This window comes from Microcoleus sp. CAWBG27, assembly GCF_020883145.1.
Classification (GTDB): domain Bacteria; phylum Cyanobacteriota; class Cyanobacteriia; order Cyanobacteriales; family Microcoleaceae; genus Microcoleus.
Window position 1 is genome coordinate 233,459 of the sequence record NZ_JAHREU010000002.1, and the last position, 21,683, is coordinate 255,141.

Sequence of the window (21,683 nt, forward strand, 5' to 3'; positions counted from 1 at the left end):
TTTAGTCCTTCTATGGATGCGGACTAAAGTCCTCACTACGAACCTATTTGATTGTTTGTAGTGAGGACTTTAGTCCTTCTATGATGCGGACTAAAGTCCTCACTACGAACCTATTTGATTGTTTGTAGTGAGGACTTTAGTCCTTCTATGGATGCGGACTAAAGTCCTCACTACGAACCTGTTTGATTGTTTGTAGTGAGGACTTTAGTCCTTAAAAAAAACCTATCTGGTAGCTTGCTTCTGAATTTTGGGTTTGGAGGTTTCCTTATCCTTCGGCGCAGAAGTGTCAGCTTTTAACAGTTCTGGGAATGGTGGCTGGAGGTTGTGAACTTCGATGTCCATTCCCACCGGCAGAGGTGGAAGCTGGGGCAGATCGTTTTCCAAATCCTTGAGTGCACTAGCGCTTTGTGTTTCCACAAATTTCGGCATTTGGGGTATTTTGGCGGTTTCCAAAGTGCCGATCATTTTTGCTACAGCGAATTCTAGCTGAGCACCGGGGTCGATCGCCACCCAACCCTGAGCGGTCATTTGCCGAATCTCGAAGTGGAGGTGAGGCCCTGTAGACATTCCCGTACTGCCGACGCGCCCGATCGTATCACCCTGTTTCACCCACTCTCCTGGTTTGACAAACAGTTCTGAAAGGTGTCCGTAGAGAGTTTCCTGAGACTGTTTGCTGTGGTTGAGAACCACCGTCAAGCCGTAGCCGCCCAACCAATCGGCGATCGCGACTTGACCCGCATAAGCTGCCAGTACGGGCGTTCCCATCGGGGCTCCCAAGTCCGTTCCGGTGTGAAACTTACCGTAGCCCATAACCGGATGAGTCCGCCACCCAAATGGTGAAGTAATTTCCGCAGCAATCGATAGCGGAAACAGCAGGCTGGTGTTGCCATTTCCAGGCCGGCCTAAGGGACGCGGGGTGAGATTGTAGTAAGCAAAACCTGTATTGCTGCCACTGCTGACACTAATCGCGCCGACTTGCACTGGCCCTAGTCCCATGCTGGGTTCGGGTGGGCCAGCGGCGTAGGCTGCCGTGTTAATGGAGTATCCACCATCTGCTGAGTATCCGGGGTTAGCTGGGTATCCGCTGTCTGCTGAGTAGCCCGAGGGTGTGTAAGCAGATTCCGACTGGTTGCCCTGTCCCCAAAGCTGGTTGCCTATTTGTTGAGCGGCCTGACCTACTTTACTGATAGGATTTCCGCTATTATTTCCGGCGACAGTTCCCCGAACATTGCCCGGAAGGTTCGGAAGAGTCCCGGGGCTTTGTGGCAGATTTCGAGGAGGAGGGGTGGCAATATAAGGGCCGCCTGCGCTGGGAGTTTGCGGATTGTAGCTGGGCTGTTCGGCGATCGACCTTTCTGGGCTGTAGCTGGGAGGGGCTGCTTCTGCTGTCACGGGTTCGGGAACAGCAGCAGGCCCGCACAAACCGCCAACTCCTTGTCCTCCTGACACGGAACCTTCGCAGCCTGTCGATCTTTCTGCAAACTCAATCCTTGTGGGCGCTTCGTATTCGCTGGTAGCGCCAACGCTGTAGTCTGTTTGGTCGGTGGCAGCGCGGGCTTCTGGGTTAACTGGTGCTTCAAAAGGAGGTTCCTGGGCCGTCGCTTCTGGCAGGGGAATCAGCGCGGGTTCCGGTAGATAATATTGGGCCGGAGGTTGTTCGGTGACGTAATCTGGCGATGGAGCCCGAACTTCTGCCTGGGGTTCGGGATCTGGTTCTCGCTGCACTTGGGCTTCGGGTTCCGGGGGCGCCAGAGGTGCTTCAAATAGTGGCTGAAGTTCTGCTGCGCCGGGGAGGGCTTGTTCTGCTGGCGGAGTTTCAGTTTGGGCCCAAACTAGGCCTTTGCTGAGCAGTCCCAGACTGGCAAGGCAACCTAGTCCCACCAGCATTGAGCGTTCGGACAAAAGGCGCGATCGAGTCCGGGCGCCTGTGGGGTGATTTTTTTGCTGTTTGGTGTTCAAATGGGCTGTTATTTGCTTGTCTGGAACTGGTTTCACGATTTTTTTTCCCAACTCAACAGGGGGGGCGCAAGAAGATTAGTCAATTTTAGATTTTAGATTTTAGATTTTAGATTTACTCGCAGCTTGGAATCTGGGAGGAGGAATCTTAGTCTAAAGTTTTGGGCTGCTGGCGACTGGAGTCGGAAAGCAAGTATCTGTTTTTTGGCGGGGGCTGGATTGAATGTATGTATGGCAATCCTTATCTTTATACAGACTTAACTGATTTTACCGGGCTTAAGGCAATTTTTTTTCGCGTCGAACAGCTCGAATGCTGCGTTGATTCGCGATCGATACCCTGGTTTTTCCGCTCCTATCATGGCACTACCAACTCGCCTGTGACGGCAACATTGATAATAGCGCTTTGGCGTTCGTGTCTGTTCATAAAGCTCCTCTTCTCCCCCTCTGCTCCTCTCCCATCTCCCCCTCTCCCCCGATCTCGATCGATCGCCCATTTAAACTTGGCTGGCAAAATTGTTGATTGTTTACAATACAAGCTAACTAATTGATGCGCTTGGGGAAGGATAAGTTTCATGACAGTAGCTGGCGATCGCTTGACAAATTTTCCTGACTCTGAACGTACCGGACAACCTGACGGTATTAGCTGGCAGTGGCAGCAGAGTGCCGAAGGCTTGCCCTATCTGACGTGCAGCTTGCTCGACCGATGGTCTCACGGCTTTTTTACTCGCGATTTTTCGCCGCGCGGGCCGATCGATCTCACAGAAGTTTTAGCACCGGGAGCTCCCGTTTACCGTCTCCAACAGGTACACGGCAATGTCGTACTCAAAACCGATCGATTGCCAAGAGTTGTGGCTCTAGACCCAGAAACAGCTATCCCCACCTATGCCCAGGCCGATGGCTTGGTAGCATCGCGAGATTTTGAGGCGCTGTGGGTTTGCTCGGCTGACTGCGTACCGGCGCTAATTGCTGATAGCGGCACGGGACTCGCGGCCGCCGTTCACGCTGGTTGGCGCGGGACTGCTGCTAAGATATTACCAGAGGCGATCGCTCAACTTGTGGCACAAGGCAGTCAATTAGAAAATCTGAGGATTGCTCTCGGGCCGGCGATCGGTGGAGAGGTTTACCAGGTATCTGTGGAAGTGGCAGCGGAATTGGGAGCCACGATTGCTCCTGAGAATGCAGTGGGTGCAACAGCCGACAGCATTCTGGAATTTTTACACCAACTACCAGAACCACCTGTGTTGACCGATCCAGAACCGGGAAAAGTACGGTTGGATGTTCGCCTCTGCAATGCTCTGCAATTGCAGCAGTTGGGAATTAATTCTTCTCAGGTGGCGATCGCTCCTTTCTGTACTTATTCTGACTCAGCTCGCTTTTTTTCCTACCGCCGCGATCGACTAAAAAAAATCCAGTGGTCGGGAATTGTCAGCACATCTAACACAAGTTCCTGCTAAAAGCATTCGGCACAAGGTAAAATTTAAGATTGCCGGCTTTAAAAATCACAATCTAAATAACAATCTTTGGATTGACAAATTTTTATTTCCGAATGCCGAATGCCTTCTACCTTCTAGCCTCGTTTCGTTGCAGCCCTCTCAGGTCTCAAGACGCTGAGTTTTCCGCATACCAAAAATTTTTATGAGTGAGCAAACTCCCTATCAACTGCTTGAAGTCGATGAAGATGCTTCCTTTGATGAAGTGCAAGAGGCCCGCACCCGTCTAGCCGAGCAGCACAGCGGCGACAAGAAACGTTTGGAATCGATCGAAGTTGCTTACGACGCGATCCTCATGGATCGCCTCCGCCAGCGACAGGAAGGGAAAATAAAAGTACCAGAACGCATCCGCTTTCCCGAACGAGTGGCTCCCCCACCCGCCAGCTTTACTCCGTCTGCTCCGTCGGGCAGCCCAGCTTGGTTGCAGCGCCTGATCGATACTCCTAGTCGAGCCGACATTTTGTGGCCCGCTGGAGTTTATGTGGGGTTGGGCGGACTGAGTATTTATCCGGCGGCTAACGATTCTTTACTACAGTTGACTCTGGCTCTTGGGGTCGGCTCTTGTCTTTATTTTCTTAATCGCAAGGAACAAAAATTTGGTCGGGCCGTGCTGCTGACTGTGGCTGGCTTGGTTATAGGCTTGGTGCTGGGAGGTCTTTTGGGCCCTTTGCTCACTACGGCATTTATCACAACAGAGAAATTTATCGCTTTGTTTACGTTTTTAATTCTGTGGCTGGTCAGCAGTTTTCTGCGATAGTCATTGGTTAGTGGTTATTTGTTATCAGTTATTTGCGATGCCCTGAGCGTAGTCGAAGCGTCGAAGGTTTATTTGTTGGTTCGCAGTTGTTGGATGTTATTTGTTGATTGTTAATAACAACTAACAACAATAATAATTAAGAGCCAATAACTAACAACCAATAACTAACAACCAATAACCAATAACCAATAACCAATAACTAATGACTACCTAAAATAATCTCAACAGCTTCGCTCAAATTATTAGCAATTAAATCCGGTTGGTGCATTTCTAGTTGGGTGCGATCGCGAATACCGCACAAAACACCAATTACCTTGACACCGTGAGTTTTTGCTGCTATAATATCCGCCTCCGTATCCCCCACCATCCAAAGCTCAGAAGCAGGCGGCAGTTCAGCAAGAGCTTTTGCCATCAGCAGGGGCTTATCTTTGACATCCCCGGTTTTGACGTAATCGTTGGGGAGACAATAGCGACGGTTTTCTGGGAAAAAATGCCCTAAATTGCAGCGGTTGAAAGCCTCGTCTAGTTCCCTGACGCGACGCATAGTCATCACCGCCAAGTCTATTCCAGCGCGCTGCACCTTTTCCAGGGTTTCCACGGCTCCAGGGGCTGGTTTATCGTAAATCAGGAACGGCAGCGTGTGGACAGTTTGACGCCGTTTCTGGGCAAATTCCAGGGCTTGGGCTGCGTCTAATCCTGAGAGAATGCCGATTTCGGTTTCGGGAACCCGCGCCCGCTTCATGTCCCAAAACTCGGCTTTTGGGAGTTCGTGCACTGTTTGGCCCTCACGCTGAGTCTCGGCCAGACACTGCTGGTAAACTCCGTAATAGCGATCGGACACGTCCATAATCGGGCCGTCAAAGTCGGTGATAAGTCTCAGCATTGAGCAGAGTATTTTGAAAATTTTATACAAATTGTTAGAGATTATATCACTTTAATGTCACAGTTTATTTACAAAACTTGACACAAATACCCAGGGGAGGTAAGGTCTATAGGAATGGTGCTAATTAAAGGCAACAGTTTAATTCAACTGTGCCAATCATTAACTGTAGCGGTTGCAACAAATATTATCAGGGAATCTAGAATTTAAAATTTGGTGCACAAATACGGCCAACCGCTACGTATTGTTAATAAATCCAAACCTCAATCGAGGCTAATTTTTGCTGCGGTTGCTCACAAAAAAAAGTGGGTCTAAGTAATAATTTTACCTTTCTAAAATATAAAAAACTGCTTAGAGAATCCAAAATTTATTGTGTCGATGAATTAGCCATCGGTAATAGCTCCTGGCATCCAGCAGTATCAAAATTTCCATGAGAAATAGCAGCAAAACAACAACTAATTTTATCTGCTAACCCTTGAGTCTGATGCTCTACAATAACGAGATGCTTCCCAAATTAAGTTTACAGATTAGCTCCCAAAACATTAACAATCTGCTTGACAAATTGTTATCCTTGCGTCGCATTGAATACCTTGCAGTCGATCGGGATCTGAAGATTCAAGAAACATCCTTGAACGTACAAGATTTTGCCCAAATTCCTGATGAATTGAAACAAGGCAAAGATGTGCGCGATAGTTTTCCCGAACTGATCGGAATTGAAGAACTGCTAGACGACATTCTAGAACAACGACAGCCAAGTTTCCAATTAAAATCTGTTACCAGAGTTTTAAATGATGGCTCTTATTTTTATCTAGATTTGTATATTTTTGGTCAGAAAGAGCAGCTTAATCCTGAGAGATTAATTATTTTCTGCGAAGATGTAACAGACACTGCTGCTCTTCAGCAAAGTATGGTTCAAGCAGCCAACGAAAACAGTATTAAAGTCGATTACTTGGCTAACGCTCGCGACTATATTGATAAAATTCTTAACTCCATAAATGATATTTTATTGGTGACAACGCAAGCGGGAGAAATCAAAAAGGTCAATCAATCCACCCAACTATTGTTTGGATATACCGAATCACAATTAATCGGTCAACCAATCTCGATGATTACGGCGGACGAGGAATTATTGCGTCAAGTTAGTCAGCTACCTCTTGAACTAAAAAATGAATCTTGGCATCAAGTAAAAGTAGCTTGTACAACTAAAAAAGGTTCAAAGCTGACAGTTGCATTTTCCTGCTCTACTATTGAGACAAGTATAGAAAGCAAGCACTCAGACAACAAAACTATACAAGATTTTGTCTATGTGGGCAGAGATATCACCGAGCAACAACGGACAAAAAAGCGTCAAGCAGCACAATATGCAGTAGCTCGCATCATGTCAGAATCTGGTTCTTTAGAGAGCGCCACTCCGAAAATTATGCAAGCTATTTGTGAAAGTTTGGGGTGGGATATCGGTGAACTTTGGACGCCTGTTGATGAAAAACATACTAAGTCTGATGCCGAAGATACGCACGATCGAATACCATTTTTGTTTGCTGCACCAGATAGTAACGTTGAAGATATTCTCCCTTTTTTGCTCCGAGTGGGAGTTTGGCGGCGGGGAAGTGAAGTTGGGGAGTTTGTGGAAAATTGCCAGCAGATTACCCTAGAGCCTGGTACGGGTTTACCGGGAATAGTGTGGAACACCGGTTATCCGCAATGGATTACGGATCTTCTTAAGGATGGCAATTTTGTACGATCGCACTTAGCATCTAAAGCAGGATTGCGATCGGCCTTCGGTTTCCCAATTCGTGCTAGCGGTCAAGTTGTAGGGGTAATGACTTTTTTCTGCCGGGAAAACCAGCCGTCGGATGAAGACTTACTGCAAATGATGGCGGCGATAGGTTCCCAATTAGGGCAGTTTGTCAAGCGCAAATATGCTGAGAAAGAATTGCAAGAAGCTGAATCTTCCATCCGGTTTTTGTACGAACAAGAAAAACAGCAAAGTGAAAAATTGGCTCAGCAAAATTTAGCATTAGAACAGGCTAAATTAGAATTAGAATCTGCTAATCAGGCATTGCACAGACTCGCATCTGTGGACGGCTTGACTCAGATTGCTAACCGTCGCCGTTTTGACCAAGCATTGCAATCAGAATGGCAGCGCATGGGTAGAGAGAAAAAGCCCCTGTCTTTAATTTTGGTAGATTTAGATTTTTTTAAGCTTTACAACGATTGTTACGGGCATCAAGGAGGCGATGAATGTCTCAAAAAAGTTGCTGAAATTTTAGACAGAAACGCTCACCGGGGAGGTGATTTAGCGGCTCGCTACGGTGGGGAAGAATTTGCGGTAATTTTGCCAGAGACTGATGCTAAGGGAGCAATGCGGGTAGCTGAATCAATTCGCAGCGATTTGAAAGCTATGGCAATTCCCCACGAAGCTTCCAAGATAAGTGAGTCTGTGACAGCGAGTATCGGCACAGCTAGTGCTGTGCCCGCTGCTGAATTATCTGTGGAGTGGTTAATTGGGGAAGCCGATCGCGCGCTGTATCGAGCTAAACTAGAAGGGCGCGATCGCATTGTTTGCGTAGATTCTCAAATACGATGCCAGGGCGAGAAAGGAGTTTTTTGTGATGATTGTGAGAGAAGCTAAAATCGCTGATGCACCTGCAATTGCACAGGTTAATGTAGATACTTGGCGGACAGCTTACCGAAACATCGTACCGGCAGATTACCTCGCCAAGCTGTCCTATGAAAAACCAGAAAACAATTGGCAAGAAATCCTGTCAAACGTCAAAAATACTGGCGATTATGTCTGCGTTGCTGAAAATAACTCGGGACAAATTGTAGGTTTTGCTGCGGGTGGTTCCGAGCGCACGGGCAAATATGTTTATCGAGGAGAATTATTTGCCATCTATATTTTGGAGGAATATCAGCGTCAAGGAATTGGGCAGCAACTCGTGCGCTCGGTTGCCAAAAAATTGGCAGAATTAAGTTTGAACTCGATGCTGGCTTGGGTACTGGGAGACAATTCTGCTTGCAGGTTTTATGAATTTTTAGGAGGCAAAAAAGTGGAAGAACAACAGACAAGCAGAGCTGGTGTTTTAGTCAAAGAAATTGCTTACGGGTGGACGGATATTGCAGTGCTGCTCGACAAGACTGCATGAACTAAAAAGTGGAAGTTTTATCAATCATCGATCAAGCTTCCCCGCTTCATTTGTTCCCGTTCAATTGCCTCAAACAAAGCTCTGAAATTACCCGCCCCAAAACCTCCAGCTTGCACCAGTTTGTCATTAACTAAAGTAACTCGACGCTCAATAATCTCGAAAAAGAAAGTCGGTTCGGCAAAAATTGGCTGGGTAAAGATTTGCAGCAGCATCGCAGCGGGAGTATCTTCTTGCCAATCTGCCAAAACTTCGGAAGCTGCAATTGCTTGCCAATCTGCGGGCAAATAGTTTTGCCGCCGCCGCAATTGCGAGTAATATGTTGGAGGAACTGGCAAAAAAGGCAAACCGCGCGATCGCAAATCGGAAACAACCTGCACAATGCGATCCGTTTGCAAAGCCATGTGCTGAATTCCCGGCCCTCGATTTGCACTCAAAAACTCTTGAATTTGAGAATTAGATGATGCCGGTTCATTAATCGGGAATTGCACCCCACCTTCAGCGTGCACCATAACTTGGCTTCGCAAAGCAGACTTCTCAGTCTGAATCTCAAAATTTTGCTGCGGCTCAAAACCTAATATTTTTTGATACCAACTAACCGCACCTAACAAATCGCCAGATTCAACATTTAACACTACATGATCGATCAGAGTCAACAGTGGCGGCCCAGAAGAACCACCCAGCAGTGAATTCTCGCCAATTCGCTCAACAAGCGTGTGGCTTAAATCTCCCCAGCCAGCGATTTGTGCGAGTTTAAAACCGCCTCCTGCCTTTAGATCTTCTTGAATCGGTTTCAGGATTTTAGCACCTGCCACCTGCGCTCTAGCGATCGCTAATTCGATATTTTTAACCCGAAAGCCCACATCGGCAATCCCCGGAGGATGAAACTCCAACCAAGTAGCAGCGGGACTAGCGGGTGTCAGAGGCGAAGATAAAACAAAACATATATTGCCACTGCTGACAACCTCAGTGCAAGTGTGGCTGTTGACATAACCTGTTATTGATTGAAAGCCTAAGTGGCTGACAAACCAGTCGCGGGATACTCGAGCATTTTTAACGTAAAACTGAATGCGGTCGAACTCCATAATCAATAATTGAAAATGGAACGTGAAAAGTTGAAAATCGGCTGATTTTCACGGTTAAATGGCAAGGGAGAGACTGAGAAATGGAGATTTTTCATTGTTTTTTTGTCTAATCGCTTAATAATAACCCAAAAATTGAATATCTTAGCTCCCTCTGAAGGCAGAAATACATCGGCACTTAAAAGAAAGGCGGTGTTTGGGATGACTTTGACAGTTGACAGTTGACAGTTGACAGTTGACAGTACGAGCGATCGCTTGCGATATTGTAGGGTGCGTCAGCGATTAGTCTAATTTTCAGGTGGGGAACCAGAAGTGACTGACGCACCCTACTACTTCATTCAGTTGACAGTTGACAGTTGACAGTTGACAGCCAGAGGGCAACCTCTACCTGAAAGTCTGAAGATTGGAGTAATGAATCCTCTGATTTTAATTTCTACGCCAAACAAGCGAGGCTTTCAACCAATTATTTCTGGTAAATCGTCTGTGGGATACTAGAAGGAATCAGCCATGAGATTTACTCCACAGATAAATCTGGAAGATTGAACTTTTTTCTAAAATCTGGGAAGTATCGAGTTGGGTAAATCAGTGCTATGAAAGCACCATACAAACTCATTTTTTGCGTGTGGAACACCAAACAAATTACTAAAAGAACAAATGACTTTCTGGCTGAATATTAATTTCTAGTGGCACAGCTTGCGGGTCAGAAGCAAGAGCAAACATAATTGCATTGGCAGCGGTTTCGGTACTCAGCATTTTTGACCTATCTACCTTCAAACTCACATTATCCCAAAACGGAGAATCCACCCCACCAAAATAGAATAGCGTAAACTTAATGCCGTAGCGTCGCAGTTCATCTGCCATGCACTTGCTAAAACCAACTACCCCAAACTTTGAAGCACAATAGGCCGTTCCCATCGCCATCGAATGCTTGCCCAAAATCCCGATGACATTGCAGATGTGACCGGATTTGCGGTCTTTCATCACATTTGCGGCTGCTTGAGATGTGTAAAAACTGCCTTTCAAGTTCAAGTCAAGCATTGCATCTAAATCAGCGGGTTCTAACTTGTTCCACTGCTTGAGAATTCCCGCACCGGCAGCGTTTACGAGGGCATCAATTTGCCCGAAATGCCCCGCAGCTTTCTGCATCAGCGTCTCAACTTGCGACAAATCGGTGATATCTGTCGGTACGCACAGTACCTCTGTTGTCGAAAGTTCGCTGGCTAAAGCGTCTAATTTAGTGCTGTCTCTGGCGGCGAGCACTAGCGTCGCACCCGCGCCGGCGAGTTTCCGGGCTACTGCTGAACCGATGCCGCCAGTCGCACCCACCACAACTACAACTTTGTCCTGCATATCCCTTTACATTTCTTTACGTCCAGATTGTATGATAACTCAAGTTATGGGGAATGGGGAATGGGGCATGGGGCATGGGGGATGGGGCATGGGGGATGGGGCATGGGGGATGGGGCATGGGGCATGGGGCATGGGGCATTGGGCGAAGCGAAGCGGAGGGATGGGGCATTGGGAATTAGGAATTGCGAGGGATAAGTAGGTAGGCACAATCAAACCAAACTACGTAAACTTATGTAAAGTAGCAGCAGAAACGCTTTAAATATAAGCCTTTTAGCGATTTACATTTCTTAATCTAGTTGTGTTTTTTAGCGCTCACCTACTTAGCGTTAGTGAAGCATAGCCGTTCTCAACTTTCGTGAGGTACTCGCTAGCCGATTACCTGTTACCCATTACCAATTTATAATTGCTGTTTGATAATTAATTTAGGGAAACCTGCCAACCTTTTTCGGTTTTTTTAAGTTCGAGAGAAGTGCAGGATTGTAAAAATTTAGGAAATTTTCGACCAAGATTAAACTCTTTAATTATTTGGGTGATTTGTTTGCCGTATTGTTTGTGAAATTCACTGCCTACATTGGAGAGAAATACAGAATTGTGAGGAGAGTTGTCGGTTAAGTCGCCAACTATTTTGACCAGAGCTTTTTCCAAATCTTCCAAGGAATTGATATCTGTCAAACTCGCTGATGCTGCTTGGTTGTGATTGAGATTTTCTTTGTTGAGTATTGGGGGTGGGGGCGACAATTTAACTTCAAAAAGAGTGACATAAGTTTGAGATGTTTCTGAGGGTTTGTGGACAACGAAATCTGTGGGATGTTTGAGAAATATCTCCCTAGTTTTAGTACCTAAGGAATAATTTGCAAGAACTTGATTGAGGGCTAAACCGTAATTCTCCCTAAATAAAGCTGAAAGTGTAGAAATTTTTATCCACTGAGATGAGGTACGTTGTTGTTCTTTTTTAATTAATTCTTTTAGCTGAATAACTAATTGTTCTACAGGTGTAATTTCCGGTACTGTTACGAGGGAATAGGTTTCCACTTGTCCGGTTTTGCTGTTTAAAACTATGATTTTATCTATTTGCTTGCGGACTTGAAAGACGGTTAAGCCGTGGGCTTGCAGTGTGTTGCTGAGGTGGGTGAGGGCGCGATCGGACGAACAGACAAAAATCTCCTTGGCTGTGGGATAATGTACGAAAATTGAGGCGCCTACTGTTGCCATTTTCAAGTCGGCGCTGTCTTTGCCGGGGGGAACGTGAATCAGTTGATAGCCGCGCTGGTGAAATTCGGCATCTTTTTTGCCCATGCTGCGCCAGTTGGCAAAGGCTACTCTGATTTGGATGGGATAGTGAGAAATTCCTTCTAGGAATTTTTCGGTTTCGATGTTGAGTTGCAAGTTTTCGACATCTAGCAGCAAGATAGCAATGCCGACAGGAAGCGAATTTGTTTGGTGGGCGGTGGGAGTTGGAGGTTTTGCCGAAACTGAGTTTTGCGATTGGGCTGGTGGTGTTTGGGGTATGGCTAGCTGCTGAATTTTGGCAAATAATTTGCTGAATTGAGGTGAATTGATGAATTCGGGAACCAGCAGAATTTGGAGATATTTTTTTGCCGTCAGCAGCAGCAAATCTGTATCGCTGGCTACTTTGAAATTTTTGGTTAATTTTCCAATCAAAACTGACTGAAAAGCAGGTTTGGCCCAGGGGGTTTTCCTGTATTTTTCAGCTATCCATTCGGGATGCTTTTCCTGAATGGAGATTAGTGTTTGAGCGATATAACGACTGATGGCGCTGACTGCGACTGATTCTTGAGTCGCCAGCAAGGGAGTTCGATCGGGCATGGCCCTCTACAATGCGGAATGCTGTTTCAATTTATCACAATTCTAGTCTCTAGCTGGGAGTCGGACGATCGCCCGCCACATCAAACCGACGATAATTAACGCCAACCCTGTCAGCCAAATTTGCCTTTCCACCCAGAAAGCCAAAAACAAACAACTCCCCAAGCCCACCCAAGCCAACCATTGCGGGTAAAGCCTTTCGGCGGGGGACAGTTGTAGCGCGGCTGCGTTGGTAATAGCGTAGTAGATCAAAACGCTAAAGGCACTGAACGACCAAGTGGTTTTGACATCACCGATGAGGATTAAAAGTGCGATCGTAATTTCGACAACCACGACAGCTACATAGGGAGTTGTCCCCGCAGGATTGAGACGCGCCAGGACTCTCGGCATATCCAACCGTCGCCCCATCGCCATCCACACGCGCGACAAGCCTAAAATTAAGTTCAACAAGACGGACAGCATGGCTGTAATCGCGCCGACGGCTAGCAGTTGGGAAACTCCGGGAATTGGAAAACTGCGGGCGATGACTTCCAAGGGGGCAGCAGTGGTTGCTGCTTGCAGGGACAATTTATCGGCTCCCCCCGCACCTGCAATAACTACCGCTACCGCCACGTAAAGCACCATTGTCAGCACCAAACTGAAAATTATGGCTTTGGGAATGGTTTTGCTCGGTTCCCGCACTTCCTCGCTCATGGTGGCGATGCGGCCGTAACCGGTGTAGGCGACAAACATCAGGGCCGTGGCGTGGAGGATGGAGCCGATCGCGCGATCGTTCTGTAAGGTCGGCATTTCCCACCTGACCTCTGGCAAACCCGCAGCAATAAAGACAGTCAGAGATAAAAGTGTAACTGAGACTGTGGCAGTATTCGCGATATGCGATCGCCTGATGCCGGTCAAGACAATTAAAGTTAGGGTTGCCAGGGCGATTAATGCCGTTAGGATGAGATAAGTGCGATCGGCTACACCAAGTGCACTTAAAAAATACCCCGCAAAACCCAAAGCAGCAGTAGCAGCAGAAGCCGTTTTAGCTACAAGAAACATCCAGCCCGCTGTAAAACCCAGCCAAGGATTGAGATATTTGTAACCATATTCATAAGTTCCGCCGCTAACAGGATGATTTGCCGCTAATTGAGCGCTGTTAAGACCATTGCAAACAGCAACTAAAGCAGCAACAGTCACAGCCCAAATCACTCCCGGCCCCGCAATTTCCGCAGCCATTCCAATACTCACAAATACTCCAGTGCCCACGATTGAGCCTATGCCCATGAGAGTTGCACCGAAAACACCTAATTCTCGTTTTAACAGAGAGGGAGACATAATTACACTAGGGTTAGTTTAATACAAATATGTGGCTGGAGACACCATCCTGCTTATTGTTCAGGACTTTCCTGCGGGGTTCGGAAACCGGGTTTCTTTCTGGATAGCTCGTTACCAAACTTAATAGTTATCTGTAAGCCTTGCGAACAATTTGGGTGGCTGCAAAACTTTTTATTATTCTGATTGTTGGTATAAAATAGCTCAATGGCTCCCTGGTTGTCATCGGGATTTCACTTGGATATTATGTAGGAAACCACCGTCGATAGTTTGTGGTGAACAAGATTATTTTGTAGTTACCGTTTAGGATATAGAAGATGTCCGAGATATAACGGTTACAAGTATCATAATTTATGAAACTGACGGAATTTTTTGAACGGACTTACGTGGTGAATTTGCCCGATCGCCAAGATCGCCGCCGTGACATTACCAAGGAACTTGCCAATGTGGGGATTTCCTTGGCACCGAATAGTGTTGAGATTTTCCCAGCGGTTCGTCCAGAGACGGCGGGTGAATTTCCTAGTATCGGAGCGTGGGGCTGCTTCCTGAGCCACTTGAGCATTTTGAAACACGCCAGACAGCAAAACTTGTCCAACGTTTTGGTCATGGAAGATGATTTAGCAATTTCTCCAACCCTAATCGCTCAGCAATCGGCGTTAATCGAACAACTGCAAGGGCAGGATTGGGGGATGGTCTACTTGGGGCATTATTTGACGGATCGTAATTTACCCAAGGTAGATCCGAATGGGCGATCGTCCGAAGCAGCAGTGCTGTTAAAACCATACACTCTGGGGATTCAAACCACCCATTTCTATGGTGTAAACGGACAAATTCTCGATCGGCTGATAGCTTTTCTAGAACAAGTGCAACAGCGTCCCAAGGGACATCCCGATGGCGGGCCCATGCACGTAGACGGCGCCTATTCCACCTTCCGCGCCCAAAACCCAGATATCATGACGCTGATTGCAGAACCAAATTTAGGCTGGCAACGCAGTTCTCGCAGCGACATCAATGCGAGTGCTTGGTATGACTACGTACCCTTAGTCCGCGAGGTGGCAAATGTCGCGCGTGGCGCTAAGGTTTGGTTGTCCAACAAGTAAATCGAGGTTTGAAAATCTAATTAAATTGCTCGACCAAGCTGGCCATTGGTTACTGTTGTGTTGGAGTAGCGAGGAGAAGTGATAGCTTCAATAACATCAATTGTAGCTATTTACAGCTAGTTGAATATCCGCACAAGTACCGAGAAACCTGTTGTTTTTCGGGAGTGCTTCCAGGATAGGGGTATACTGCATCTCAACTTTTGCAAAAAGTATTTTTTCTTTTAGTGTGAGTTCGCAAATGCTTGCCAGATAATACAAGCAAGCGAAAAATTGCGAACTCCCACTATAAAATGCAAAACTGAGATGCTCCAATTTAAGTATCAACCGAAACGACCTTGAATGTAATCCCTCGTACTAGAATTACTGGCGGAAGTGAAAATCCGGCTTGTCGGCCCAAATTCCACCATGCGACCGATGCGACTTTCATCAGTATTAAAGAAAGCCGTATAATCAGAAACCCGAGCCGCCTGCTGCATATTGTGCGTTACAATCACCACAGTCAACTGTTCCCGCAGAGTTTGAAATAACTCCTCAATCTTCATAGTAGAAATCGGGTCGAGAGCAGAACAAGGCTCATCCATCAGTAAAATTTTCGGTTTAACAGCCAAAGCGCGAGCAATACAAAGTCGCTGTTGCTGTCCGCCCGAAATTCCCTGAGCCGACTTCTTCAAATTATCTTTCACCTCATCCCAAAGCGCCGCACTTTTCAGCGCAGATTCCACAATTTCGTCTAACTCTGCTTTGCTTTTGCGACCAAAAATACGCACGCCGTAAGCAATATTATCATAAATGCTCAGCGGAAAAGGATTCGGCCTTTGAAACACCATGCCAATTTGGCGGCGCAAACTATTAATATTTACCTTAGGACTGTAAATATCCTGTCCAAAAAACTCAACCCTGCCTTTGATTTGAACTTTTCCCTCCAATTCGCCGATGCGGTTGAGAGCTTTCAGAAAAGTTGATTTGCCACAACCTGAAGGGCCGATAATCGCCGTCACTTGCGGGTGAGGGATATTCATCGATAGATTTTCGAGAACTTTGTGAGTGCCGTAGTAAAAGCTCAAGTCCTGAACGCGCAATGCTGGCATAGCATTGGGATCGATTTCAGGAGTCGTATCTTCGAGGAATTGGTCGGTATATTTTTCAGCTTTTAAGTTACTTTTGGATTTCATTATTTGCAGTTTTTCTAGTGTGAACAGTAGATTTTTAGTAGATGCAGAATATGGCCTGATGGCTTTATTTAGTTAGACTTGGTACTTGCTAGCTATGCACTCATTATCCGAAGTCACGGATAGACAAAAAAATAGCTGTTTTTTGTCCTCTTTTTACCCTAAACAAAGCCCAAGAGCTTCCCTCTTTCCTCCTCCTTTGTCCTTCTTCCATCGGACTTCCATCCGTTACATCCGTTACATCCGTTACATCCGTTACATCCCGTACATTGCTCGTTGCCGAACTTCCTTCCCCAATCTACCGATTTTGCAAGCGTTTGCGAGTGACGGCACGGGAGGCTAAGCTGGTAAGCAAAACCATACCCAAAAGGACAGAAGCCGCCGTCCACGCCAATTCGTTCTGCTCCTTGTAAGGAGAGCTGGCGTAACTGTATATTAATACAGACATAGAAGGAGTTGGAGTTAGCAGTGTCTGGGGAATTTCTTGGATTTTTGAGATAGTTTCTGCGCCCATGGGGGACTGAACTATCTCGCCCAATTTCTCAACTAAAGGAGGCCAAAATTGGCTGGACAAGGCAGTTACAATTAGCGGTGCAGTTTCGCCGGCAGCGCGGGAAGCTGCTAGTAAAATGCCTGTGGTAATAGTTGGGAGTGCTGAGGGAATAACAATCCGAAACATTGTTTGAAAGCGTCCGCCTCCCAAACCAGCAGAAGCGAGGCGGTAAGAAGCAGGCACTAATTTTAATGCTTGTTCTGTTGTCAGCGCTACAACCGGCAGCATGATAATCCCCAGCGCGAAACCGCCGGCAAATCCTGAGAATGACTTAGTTGTCACAACAATTAAAGCGTAGGCAAACACGCCGACAACAATTGACGGAACGCTACTCAGAATGACGGTGATAAAGCGGATAGTATTTGCTATAGCTTTATTGTCTCTGCCAAACTCTGACAAAAATATTCCCGTCATGACGCCGATTGGCACGCTCAATAATGTGGCAATTCCCACCATTAAAGCTGTACCGAGAATCGCATTGGCAAAGCCGTTGGGCTGGTCTTCGACTCCGACGGGTGCGGGCAGAGACACTAGCACTTCCCAGCTTAAATGTGCCAGTCCTTCACCCAGAATTTTGTACAAAATAGCGAACAAAGGCAGCAGAGCCAGACCTGTAAGAGAGAATGCAATAACTGTCATTCCCCGGCTAAACAAATTTCGGCTCAGCGACAGGGGATTGTTGATTTCTGCATCTAGAATACTGTGGGATTTTTGTGCTTGAGTCATGGTTAATTCTTAGCTCCCTTAACGCCGATTAGCTGCACTAGCAATACTGCGACTGCATTCACTAATAGGGTGATCACAAATAGAATTAGGGCTAAATACATTAAAGAACCGACGTGCAGTTCTTCTTGAGCTTCCCGAAATTGACTTGCTAAAACAGCGGGGATTGAGTAGGCGGGAGCTAATATAGATGGGTTGATTTGAATCGAGTTGCCAATTACCATTGTGACTGCCATTGTTTCGCCCAAGGCGCGTCCCAATGCCAAGATGGTCGCTCCGATAATTCCCGAACTTGCTGCTGGTAATAACAGCTTAAATATGGTTTCCCAGCGGGTAGCACCCAGTGACATTGAAGCACTTCGCAAATCTACGGGAACCGACAGCAAAACATCACGGCTGATGGCGGCGACTGTCGGCAAAATCATAATCGATAAAAGTATGCCGGCGGGCAGCATTCCCGGCCCAAAAGGTTCGCTGCTGAATAGGGGAAACCAACTAAAATTGTTGAACAGCGACTGCTGTAAAGGCAGCAGAAAGGGAATTAATACGAAGATTCCCCACAGGCCAACGATGACGCTGGGAATGGCTGAGATTAATTCAACCATGAATCCTAAGGGCGATCGCACCCAAGCAGGCAAAAAGTTCTCGCTGGTCACGATCGCGACTGACAGTCCTAGAGGAATTGCTATGATAATGGCGATCGCAGAACTAACTACTGTACCGTAAATAAACGGCAGAGCCCCAAACTGCAACTCACCGATATCCCATTTGGGAGTCCACAAAAAATCTAGTCCAAATTTGCTAATAGCCGGCCAAGCATCCTTAAAAATTATCTCGCTCATCCAGAAGAGCGTACCCGCCGTGGCTATAGCAAAAGCCCATACAAATCCTGTAAATCCCGACTCCAGCCACAAACCTTCACCCTTCGTATCAGTCAAGTCTACGTGGGTGGTGATTCCAGCAGACTTCCCAGTCGATTTTTTCAGTTTCTTTGAAGAATTGGTCATACCCAAGTTATGCCGTAAACAGAGAAATTTTTGATTGATGAAAGAGATAGCATAGTGCCTGCACATTAAATAAATGCAACGTATGAGTTTTGAGCCATACAATTAACTCAAAACTCATAACTCCCTGAAAATATTTTAATTAACCTTTAGCAACTACACTCTGATTCACTGTTTGAATCACCTTTTGAGCTGTAGCTTGCGGAATAGATGTAAACTCTAATCCTTTGTTGAGACCTTGACCTGTAGTCAGCACCCAATTAACCATCTTTTTAATAGCATCTGCTTTCGCAGCAGGATACTGTTTGTAGATTAACAACCAAGTCAAGCCAACAATCGGATATCCATCATTAGGATTTCCTTCAACCAATCGGAAGTCTGCTGGGAATGTTTCCCCTGCAAAAGCTTTTTCGGCTTCTGCCAAGTTAGCATCTACAAATCTGCCAGCTTTATTTTGAATAAATGCTGTTTGCAGATTGTTTTGTCGAGCAAAAGTATCTTGAACGTAGCCAATTGCACCGGGTGTTTGTTTCACCAAACCAGCTACACCGGGGTTTCCTTGGCCGCTGAGGGGGCTACCAGGCCAACTCGGTTGAGCTGCACCTTTGATGCTGCTGCCAATAGCCTGCAAGTGATTAGCAAAAATAAAGGTTGTACCGCTGCTGTCTGCCCGTACAACTACCCGAATTGCAGTATTTGGCAAATTTTTAGCTTGTCCGGCAATCCCTGCGATTTTCGCATCATTCCAGCGGGTAATTTTGCCTTCAAAGATGCCTTTCATCGCATCGGCACTCAGCTTGACATTGTTAACTCCGGGCAAGTTGTAGACAACTGCAACCGCGCCGCCGGCTGTCGGAACTGCCATGACGCCACGGCTTACCTGAGAGATTTGTGCAGAAGTCATCAGCGCGTCGCTGCCTGCGAAATCCACAGTACCTGCAATTAATGCTTTGATACCAGCGCCGGAACCTGTGCCTTCGTAGTTTACAGTAATTTGATTTGCACTTCTCATTTGAGAGAAGTAGCGATCGTACAAAGGTTTAGGAAAAGTGGCTCCCGAACCGTTTAATGTTACCGCAGCTACAGCAGAAGTAATCAAACTTAGCGAAAATGTTGCTACTGCTAGGGTAACGATAAAGCCACGCCGCCAGCCTTTAGTGAAGAAAACCATAACTCCTCGTCCTTAAATAATTCGATAGCAGACTTTGCAAATCTCCTCCATAGGATAGACTGAAATTCCCAGTAAAAACAGCTAAAATAATAAGCTTTTTTTAAATTATGGTTAAGGTTAGGTTAAAATTTTTATGATTAAGGAATGGGAGCAATAACAATAATCTTTCCTTAATCTCTGGTTAACATTAGGTTAAAAACATTAGGTAAGTAGCGTTAAAGAAGCGATCGAAAGAGGATCCCTGTCCGATCGCCCTTATTATTTTCTTAACCTTAGGTGTCGATCGCACTTCAATGTCACAAAATTTGAAATTTCGACCATCCTGGATGCAACTGGCAGTCTGATACGGGTTAATTTTTAGGTACGTTGTTGCGCTTCAGCGCTCTGGTCTATATCAAAGAGCGCTGAAGCGCAACTACATACCTTTGGACAATTCCTGACGGGATAACTACGCTTTGGGGACACCGCCCGTACTTTCGGCGTATTTGCGACTCTATCCCAAACAGCCCGACGGCCATCATAATAAATAGATAACGTTAACAAATCTTAAAAAAATGGCTAGAGACTTGCGAGGATTCCTCAAACTACTCGAAGAACGGGGACAACTGCGCCGGATTAGCGCTTTAGTCGATTCCGACTTAGAAATTGCCGAAATTTCCAACCAAATGCTGCAAAAAGGCGGCCCAGGACTCCTGTTTGAAAACGTCAAAGGGGCAGAATTCCCCGTCGCGATTAACCTGTTGGGCACGGAACAGCGCGTTTGCTGGGCGCTGAACATGGAAAAGCCGATCGAACTAGAAGAGCTCGGCAAAAAATTGGGAATGCTACAACAGCCCAAACCGCCCAAAAAGATTTCCCAAGCGATCGAATTCGGCAAAGTGCTGTTCGACGTAGTGAAAGCCAAGCCCGGCCGCGACTTCTTCCCAGCTTGCCAGCAAGTGGTATTTGAAGGAGAAGGGCTGGATTTGAACAAAATCCCGATGATTCGCCCCTATCCGGGAGATGCAGGCAAAATTATCACCCTCGGTTTGGTAATTACCAAAGATTGCGAAACCGGTACGCCAAATGTGGGCGTTTATCGCTTACAGTTGCAGTCAAAAAATACGATGACTGTACACTGGTTATCTGTCCGAGGGGGCGCGCGACACTTGCGAAAAGCTGCACAAGCTGGTAAAAAGTTGGAAGTTGCGATCGCCCTGGGAGTCGATCCTTTAATCATCCTCGCAGCAGCAACCCCGATTCCTGTAGATTTATCCGAATGGTTATTTGCCGGACTTTACGGCGGTTCCGGCGTGCAGTTGGCCAAGTGCAAAACCGTAGATTTGGAAGTACCGGCGGACTCGGAAATCGTGTTAGAAGGAACGATTACGCCGGGGGAAGTTTTGCCAGACGGGCCCTTCGGCGACCACATGGGTTATTACGGCGGTGTCGAAGATTCACCACTGGTGCGATTCAATTGCATGACACACCGCAAAGATCCGATTTATCTGACGACATTTAGCGGGCGGCCACCGAAAGAAGAAGCGATGATGGCGATCGCGCTAAATCGCATTTATACTCCTATTTTGCGGCAGCAAGTATCGGAAATTGTCGATTTCTTCTTGCCGATGGAAGCGCTGAGTTACAAAGCTGCAATTATCTCGATCGATAAAGCCTATCCCGGTCAAGCAAGAAGAGCTGCTTTAGCATTTTGGAGTGCATTGCCGCAGTTTACATACACTAAGTTTGTGATTGTTGTCGATAAAAGTATCAACATTCGCGATCCGCGTCAAGTAGTGTGGGCAATTAGTTCTAAGGTTGACCCAGTTCGAGATGTATTTATTCTGCCGAATACGCCTTTTGACACGTTAGATTTTGCTAGTGAAAAGATTGGTTTAGGAGGCAGAATGGGGATTGATGCTACGACGAAGATGCCGCCGGAAACCGAGCACGAATGGGGTGAACCTTTGGAATCCGATCCTGATATGGCAGCGATGGTTCAGCGGCGTTGGGCTGAGTATGGTTTGGCCGATTTGAATTTGGGAGAAGTCGATCCGAATTTGTTTGGATATGAGATGAAGTAGGGAAACGGCACTGTCCATTAGCGTCAATTTAAGATTGAACATTGAGTATTTCTTGTTTATATCAAAGTCTAGATCCCCCCTAGCCCCCCTTAATAAGGGGGGAA

The 21,683-nt window shown here is 46.5% G+C and carries 18 protein-coding genes; 7 read left to right on the plus strand and 11 right to left on the minus strand.

Annotated features, from left to right (window positions below; genetic code table 11):
• Positions 1-222 precede the first annotated feature (222 nt).
• Together QZ938_RS02310 and QZ938_RS02315 are read right to left on the minus strand one after the other, a co-directional pair.
• Positions 223-1,995, minus strand: a complete 1,773-nt coding sequence (locus tag QZ938_RS02310; protein WP_293347255.1) for a peptidoglycan DD-metalloendopeptidase family protein — start codon at positions 1,993-1,995, stop codon at positions 223-225.
• Between the two features lie 316 nt (positions 1,996-2,311).
• On the minus strand, positions 2,312-2,530 hold the full coding sequence (locus QZ938_RS02315; RefSeq protein ID WP_293347258.1) for a hypothetical protein: 219 nt from the start codon (positions 2,528-2,530) through the stop codon (positions 2,312-2,314).
• Between QZ938_RS02315 and pgeF the strand changes: the two genes are divergently transcribed.
• The gene (gene pgeF / locus QZ938_RS02320) at positions 2,529-3,410 is read left to right on the plus strand and encodes a peptidoglycan editing factor PgeF (RefSeq protein ID WP_293337908.1); all 882 of its coding nucleotides are present in this window, start codon (positions 2,529-2,531) and stop codon (positions 3,408-3,410) included. The two genes, QZ938_RS02315 and pgeF, sit on opposite strands and share 2 nt — an antisense overlap.
• 181 nt (positions 3,411-3,591) lie before the next feature.
• Positions 3,592-4,203, plus strand: coding sequence for a CPP1-like family protein (locus QZ938_RS02325; protein WP_293152350.1), 612 nt, complete (start codon positions 3,592-3,594; stop codon positions 4,201-4,203).
• Positions 4,204-4,402: 199 nt separating this feature from the next.
• On the opposite strand, the gene QZ938_RS02330 is transcribed toward QZ938_RS02325, so the two are convergent.
• Positions 4,403-5,086, minus strand: a complete 684-nt coding sequence (locus tag QZ938_RS02330; RefSeq protein ID WP_293152353.1) for an HAD family hydrolase — start codon at positions 5,084-5,086, stop codon at positions 4,403-4,405.
• A 499-nt stretch (positions 5,087-5,585) separates the two neighbouring features.
• On the opposite strand from QZ938_RS02330, the gene QZ938_RS02335 reads away from it, so the two are divergent.
• The gene (locus QZ938_RS02335) at positions 5,586-7,715 is read left to right on the plus strand and encodes a diguanylate cyclase (RefSeq protein ID WP_293347261.1); all 2,130 of its coding nucleotides are present in this window, start codon (positions 5,586-5,588) and stop codon (positions 7,713-7,715) included.
• Positions 7,696-8,229: a GNAT family N-acetyltransferase gene (locus QZ938_RS02340; RefSeq protein ID WP_293152430.1), complete on the plus strand. Its 534-nt coding sequence runs from the start codon at positions 7,696-7,698 to the stop codon at positions 8,227-8,229. Before QZ938_RS02335 ends, QZ938_RS02340 begins: the two co-directional genes overlap by 20 nt.
• 20 nt (positions 8,230-8,249) lie before the next feature.
• Here the strand turns inward: QZ938_RS02340 and hppD are convergent, their stop codons facing one another.
• Together hppD and QZ938_RS02350 are read right to left on the minus strand one after the other, a co-directional pair.
• Positions 8,250-9,311 (minus strand): 4-hydroxyphenylpyruvate dioxygenase, encoded by a 1,062-nt coding sequence (gene hppD, locus QZ938_RS02345; RefSeq protein ID WP_293347264.1) that lies wholly within the window; start codon positions 9,309-9,311, stop codon positions 8,250-8,252.
• Positions 9,312-9,950: 639 nt separating this feature from the next.
• Entirely contained in the window at positions 9,951-10,658 is a 708-nt protein-coding gene (locus QZ938_RS02350; protein WP_293347267.1) for an SDR family oxidoreductase, read from the minus strand.
• A gap of 31 nt (positions 10,659-10,689) precedes the next feature.
• Here QZ938_RS02350 and QZ938_RS02355 point away from each other — a divergent pair, with 31 nt between their 5' ends.
• Positions 10,690-10,857: a hypothetical protein gene (locus QZ938_RS02355; RefSeq protein WP_293365341.1), complete on the plus strand. Its 168-nt coding sequence runs from the start codon at positions 10,690-10,692 to the stop codon at positions 10,855-10,857.
• A 218-nt stretch (positions 10,858-11,075) separates the two neighbouring features.
• Here QZ938_RS02355 and QZ938_RS02360 read toward each other — a convergent pair whose 3' ends face one another.
• A complete protein-coding gene (locus QZ938_RS02360; protein ID WP_293152369.1) occupies positions 11,076-12,485 on the minus strand; it encodes an NYN domain-containing protein in 1,410 nt (469 codons plus the stop codon).
• 42 nt (positions 12,486-12,527) lie between these two features.
• Positions 12,528-13,799 carry an APC family permease gene (locus QZ938_RS02365; protein WP_293347270.1) on the minus strand — a complete coding sequence of 424 codons (1,272 nt, stop codon included), beginning with the start codon at positions 13,797-13,799 and terminating at the stop codon, positions 12,528-12,530.
• Between the two features lie 350 nt (positions 13,800-14,149).
• Here QZ938_RS02365 and QZ938_RS02370 point away from each other — a divergent pair, with 350 nt between their 5' ends.
• Positions 14,150-14,896, plus strand: coding sequence for a glycosyltransferase family 25 protein (locus tag QZ938_RS02370; protein ID WP_293152375.1), 747 nt, complete (start codon positions 14,150-14,152; stop codon positions 14,894-14,896).
• Between the two features lie 320 nt (positions 14,897-15,216).
• Here QZ938_RS02370 and pstB read toward each other — a convergent pair whose 3' ends face one another.
• The 4 genes from pstB to pstS form a co-directional block, all read right to left on the minus strand.
• Positions 15,217-16,068: a phosphate ABC transporter ATP-binding protein PstB gene (pstB, locus tag QZ938_RS02375; RefSeq protein ID WP_293152378.1), complete on the minus strand. Its 852-nt coding sequence runs from the start codon at positions 16,066-16,068 to the stop codon at positions 15,217-15,219.
• A 295-nt stretch (positions 16,069-16,363) separates the two neighbouring features.
• Positions 16,364-17,344, minus strand: coding sequence for a phosphate ABC transporter permease PstA (gene pstA / locus QZ938_RS02380; protein WP_293347273.1), 981 nt, complete (start codon positions 17,342-17,344; stop codon positions 16,364-16,366).
• Between the two features lie 2 nt (positions 17,345-17,346).
• The gene (gene pstC, locus QZ938_RS02385) at positions 17,347-18,348 is read right to left on the minus strand and encodes a phosphate ABC transporter permease subunit PstC (RefSeq protein WP_293337920.1); all 1,002 of its coding nucleotides are present in this window, start codon (positions 18,346-18,348) and stop codon (positions 17,347-17,349) included.
• A gap of 139 nt (positions 18,349-18,487) precedes the next feature.
• Entirely contained in the window at positions 18,488-19,516 is a 1,029-nt protein-coding gene (gene pstS, locus QZ938_RS02390; protein ID WP_293347276.1) for a phosphate ABC transporter substrate-binding protein PstS, read from the minus strand.
• Between the two features lie 554 nt (positions 19,517-20,070).
• Here pstS and QZ938_RS02395 point away from each other — a divergent pair.
• Entirely contained in the window at positions 20,071-21,579 is a 1,509-nt protein-coding gene (locus tag QZ938_RS02395; RefSeq protein ID WP_293347279.1) for a UbiD family decarboxylase, read from the plus strand.
• Positions 21,580-21,683: the final 104 nt, after the last annotated feature.

Excerpts from the sequence above, each read along its gene's own strand:
- QZ938_RS02315 (WP_293347258.1), bottom strand. The coding sequence starts at position 2,530 with ATGAAACTTATCCTTCCCCAAGCGCATCAATTAGTTAGCTTGTATTGT.
- QZ938_RS02350 (WP_293347267.1), bottom strand. The coding sequence starts at position 10,658 with ATGCAGGACAAAGTTGTAGTTGTGGTGGGTGCGACTGGCGGCATCGGT.
- pstB (WP_293152378.1), bottom strand. The coding sequence starts at position 16,068 with ATGAAATCCAAAAGTAACTTAAAAGCTGAAAAATATACCGACCAATTC.
- QZ938_RS02340 (WP_293152430.1), top strand. The coding sequence starts at position 7,696 with ATGATTGTGAGAGAAGCTAAAATCGCTGATGCACCTGCAATTGCACAG.
- QZ938_RS02360 (WP_293152369.1), bottom strand. The coding sequence starts at position 12,485 with ATGCCCGATCGAACTCCCTTGCTGGCGACTCAAGAATCAGTCGCAGTC.
- pstC (WP_293337920.1), bottom strand. The coding sequence starts at position 18,348 with ATGACCAATTCTTCAAAGAAACTGAAAAAATCGACTGGGAAGTCTGCT.
- pstA (WP_293347273.1), bottom strand. The coding sequence starts at position 17,344 with ATGACTCAAGCACAAAAATCCCACAGTATTCTAGATGCAGAAATCAAC.
- pgeF (WP_293337908.1), top strand. The coding sequence starts at position 2,529 with ATGACAGTAGCTGGCGATCGCTTGACAAATTTTCCTGACTCTGAACGT.
- QZ938_RS02335 (WP_293347261.1), top strand. The coding sequence starts at position 5,586 with ATGCTTCCCAAATTAAGTTTACAGATTAGCTCCCAAAACATTAACAAT.
- hppD (WP_293347264.1), bottom strand. The coding sequence starts at position 9,311 with ATGGAGTTCGACCGCATTCAGTTTTACGTTAAAAATGCTCGAGTATCC.
- QZ938_RS02330 (WP_293152353.1), bottom strand. The coding sequence starts at position 5,086 with ATGCTGAGACTTATCACCGACTTTGACGGCCCGATTATGGACGTGTCC.
- QZ938_RS02325 (WP_293152350.1), top strand. The coding sequence starts at position 3,592 with ATGAGTGAGCAAACTCCCTATCAACTGCTTGAAGTCGATGAAGATGCT.
- pstS (WP_293347276.1), bottom strand. The coding sequence starts at position 19,516 with ATGGTTTTCTTCACTAAAGGCTGGCGGCGTGGCTTTATCGTTACCCTA.
- QZ938_RS02355 (WP_293365341.1), top strand. The coding sequence starts at position 10,690 with ATGATAACTCAAGTTATGGGGAATGGGGAATGGGGCATGGGGCATGGG.
- QZ938_RS02370 (WP_293152375.1), top strand. The coding sequence starts at position 14,150 with ATGAAACTGACGGAATTTTTTGAACGGACTTACGTGGTGAATTTGCCC.
- QZ938_RS02395 (WP_293347279.1), top strand. The coding sequence starts at position 20,071 with ATGGCTAGAGACTTGCGAGGATTCCTCAAACTACTCGAAGAACGGGGA.
- QZ938_RS02365 (WP_293347270.1), bottom strand. The coding sequence starts at position 13,799 with ATGTCTCCCTCTCTGTTAAAACGAGAATTAGGTGTTTTCGGTGCAACT.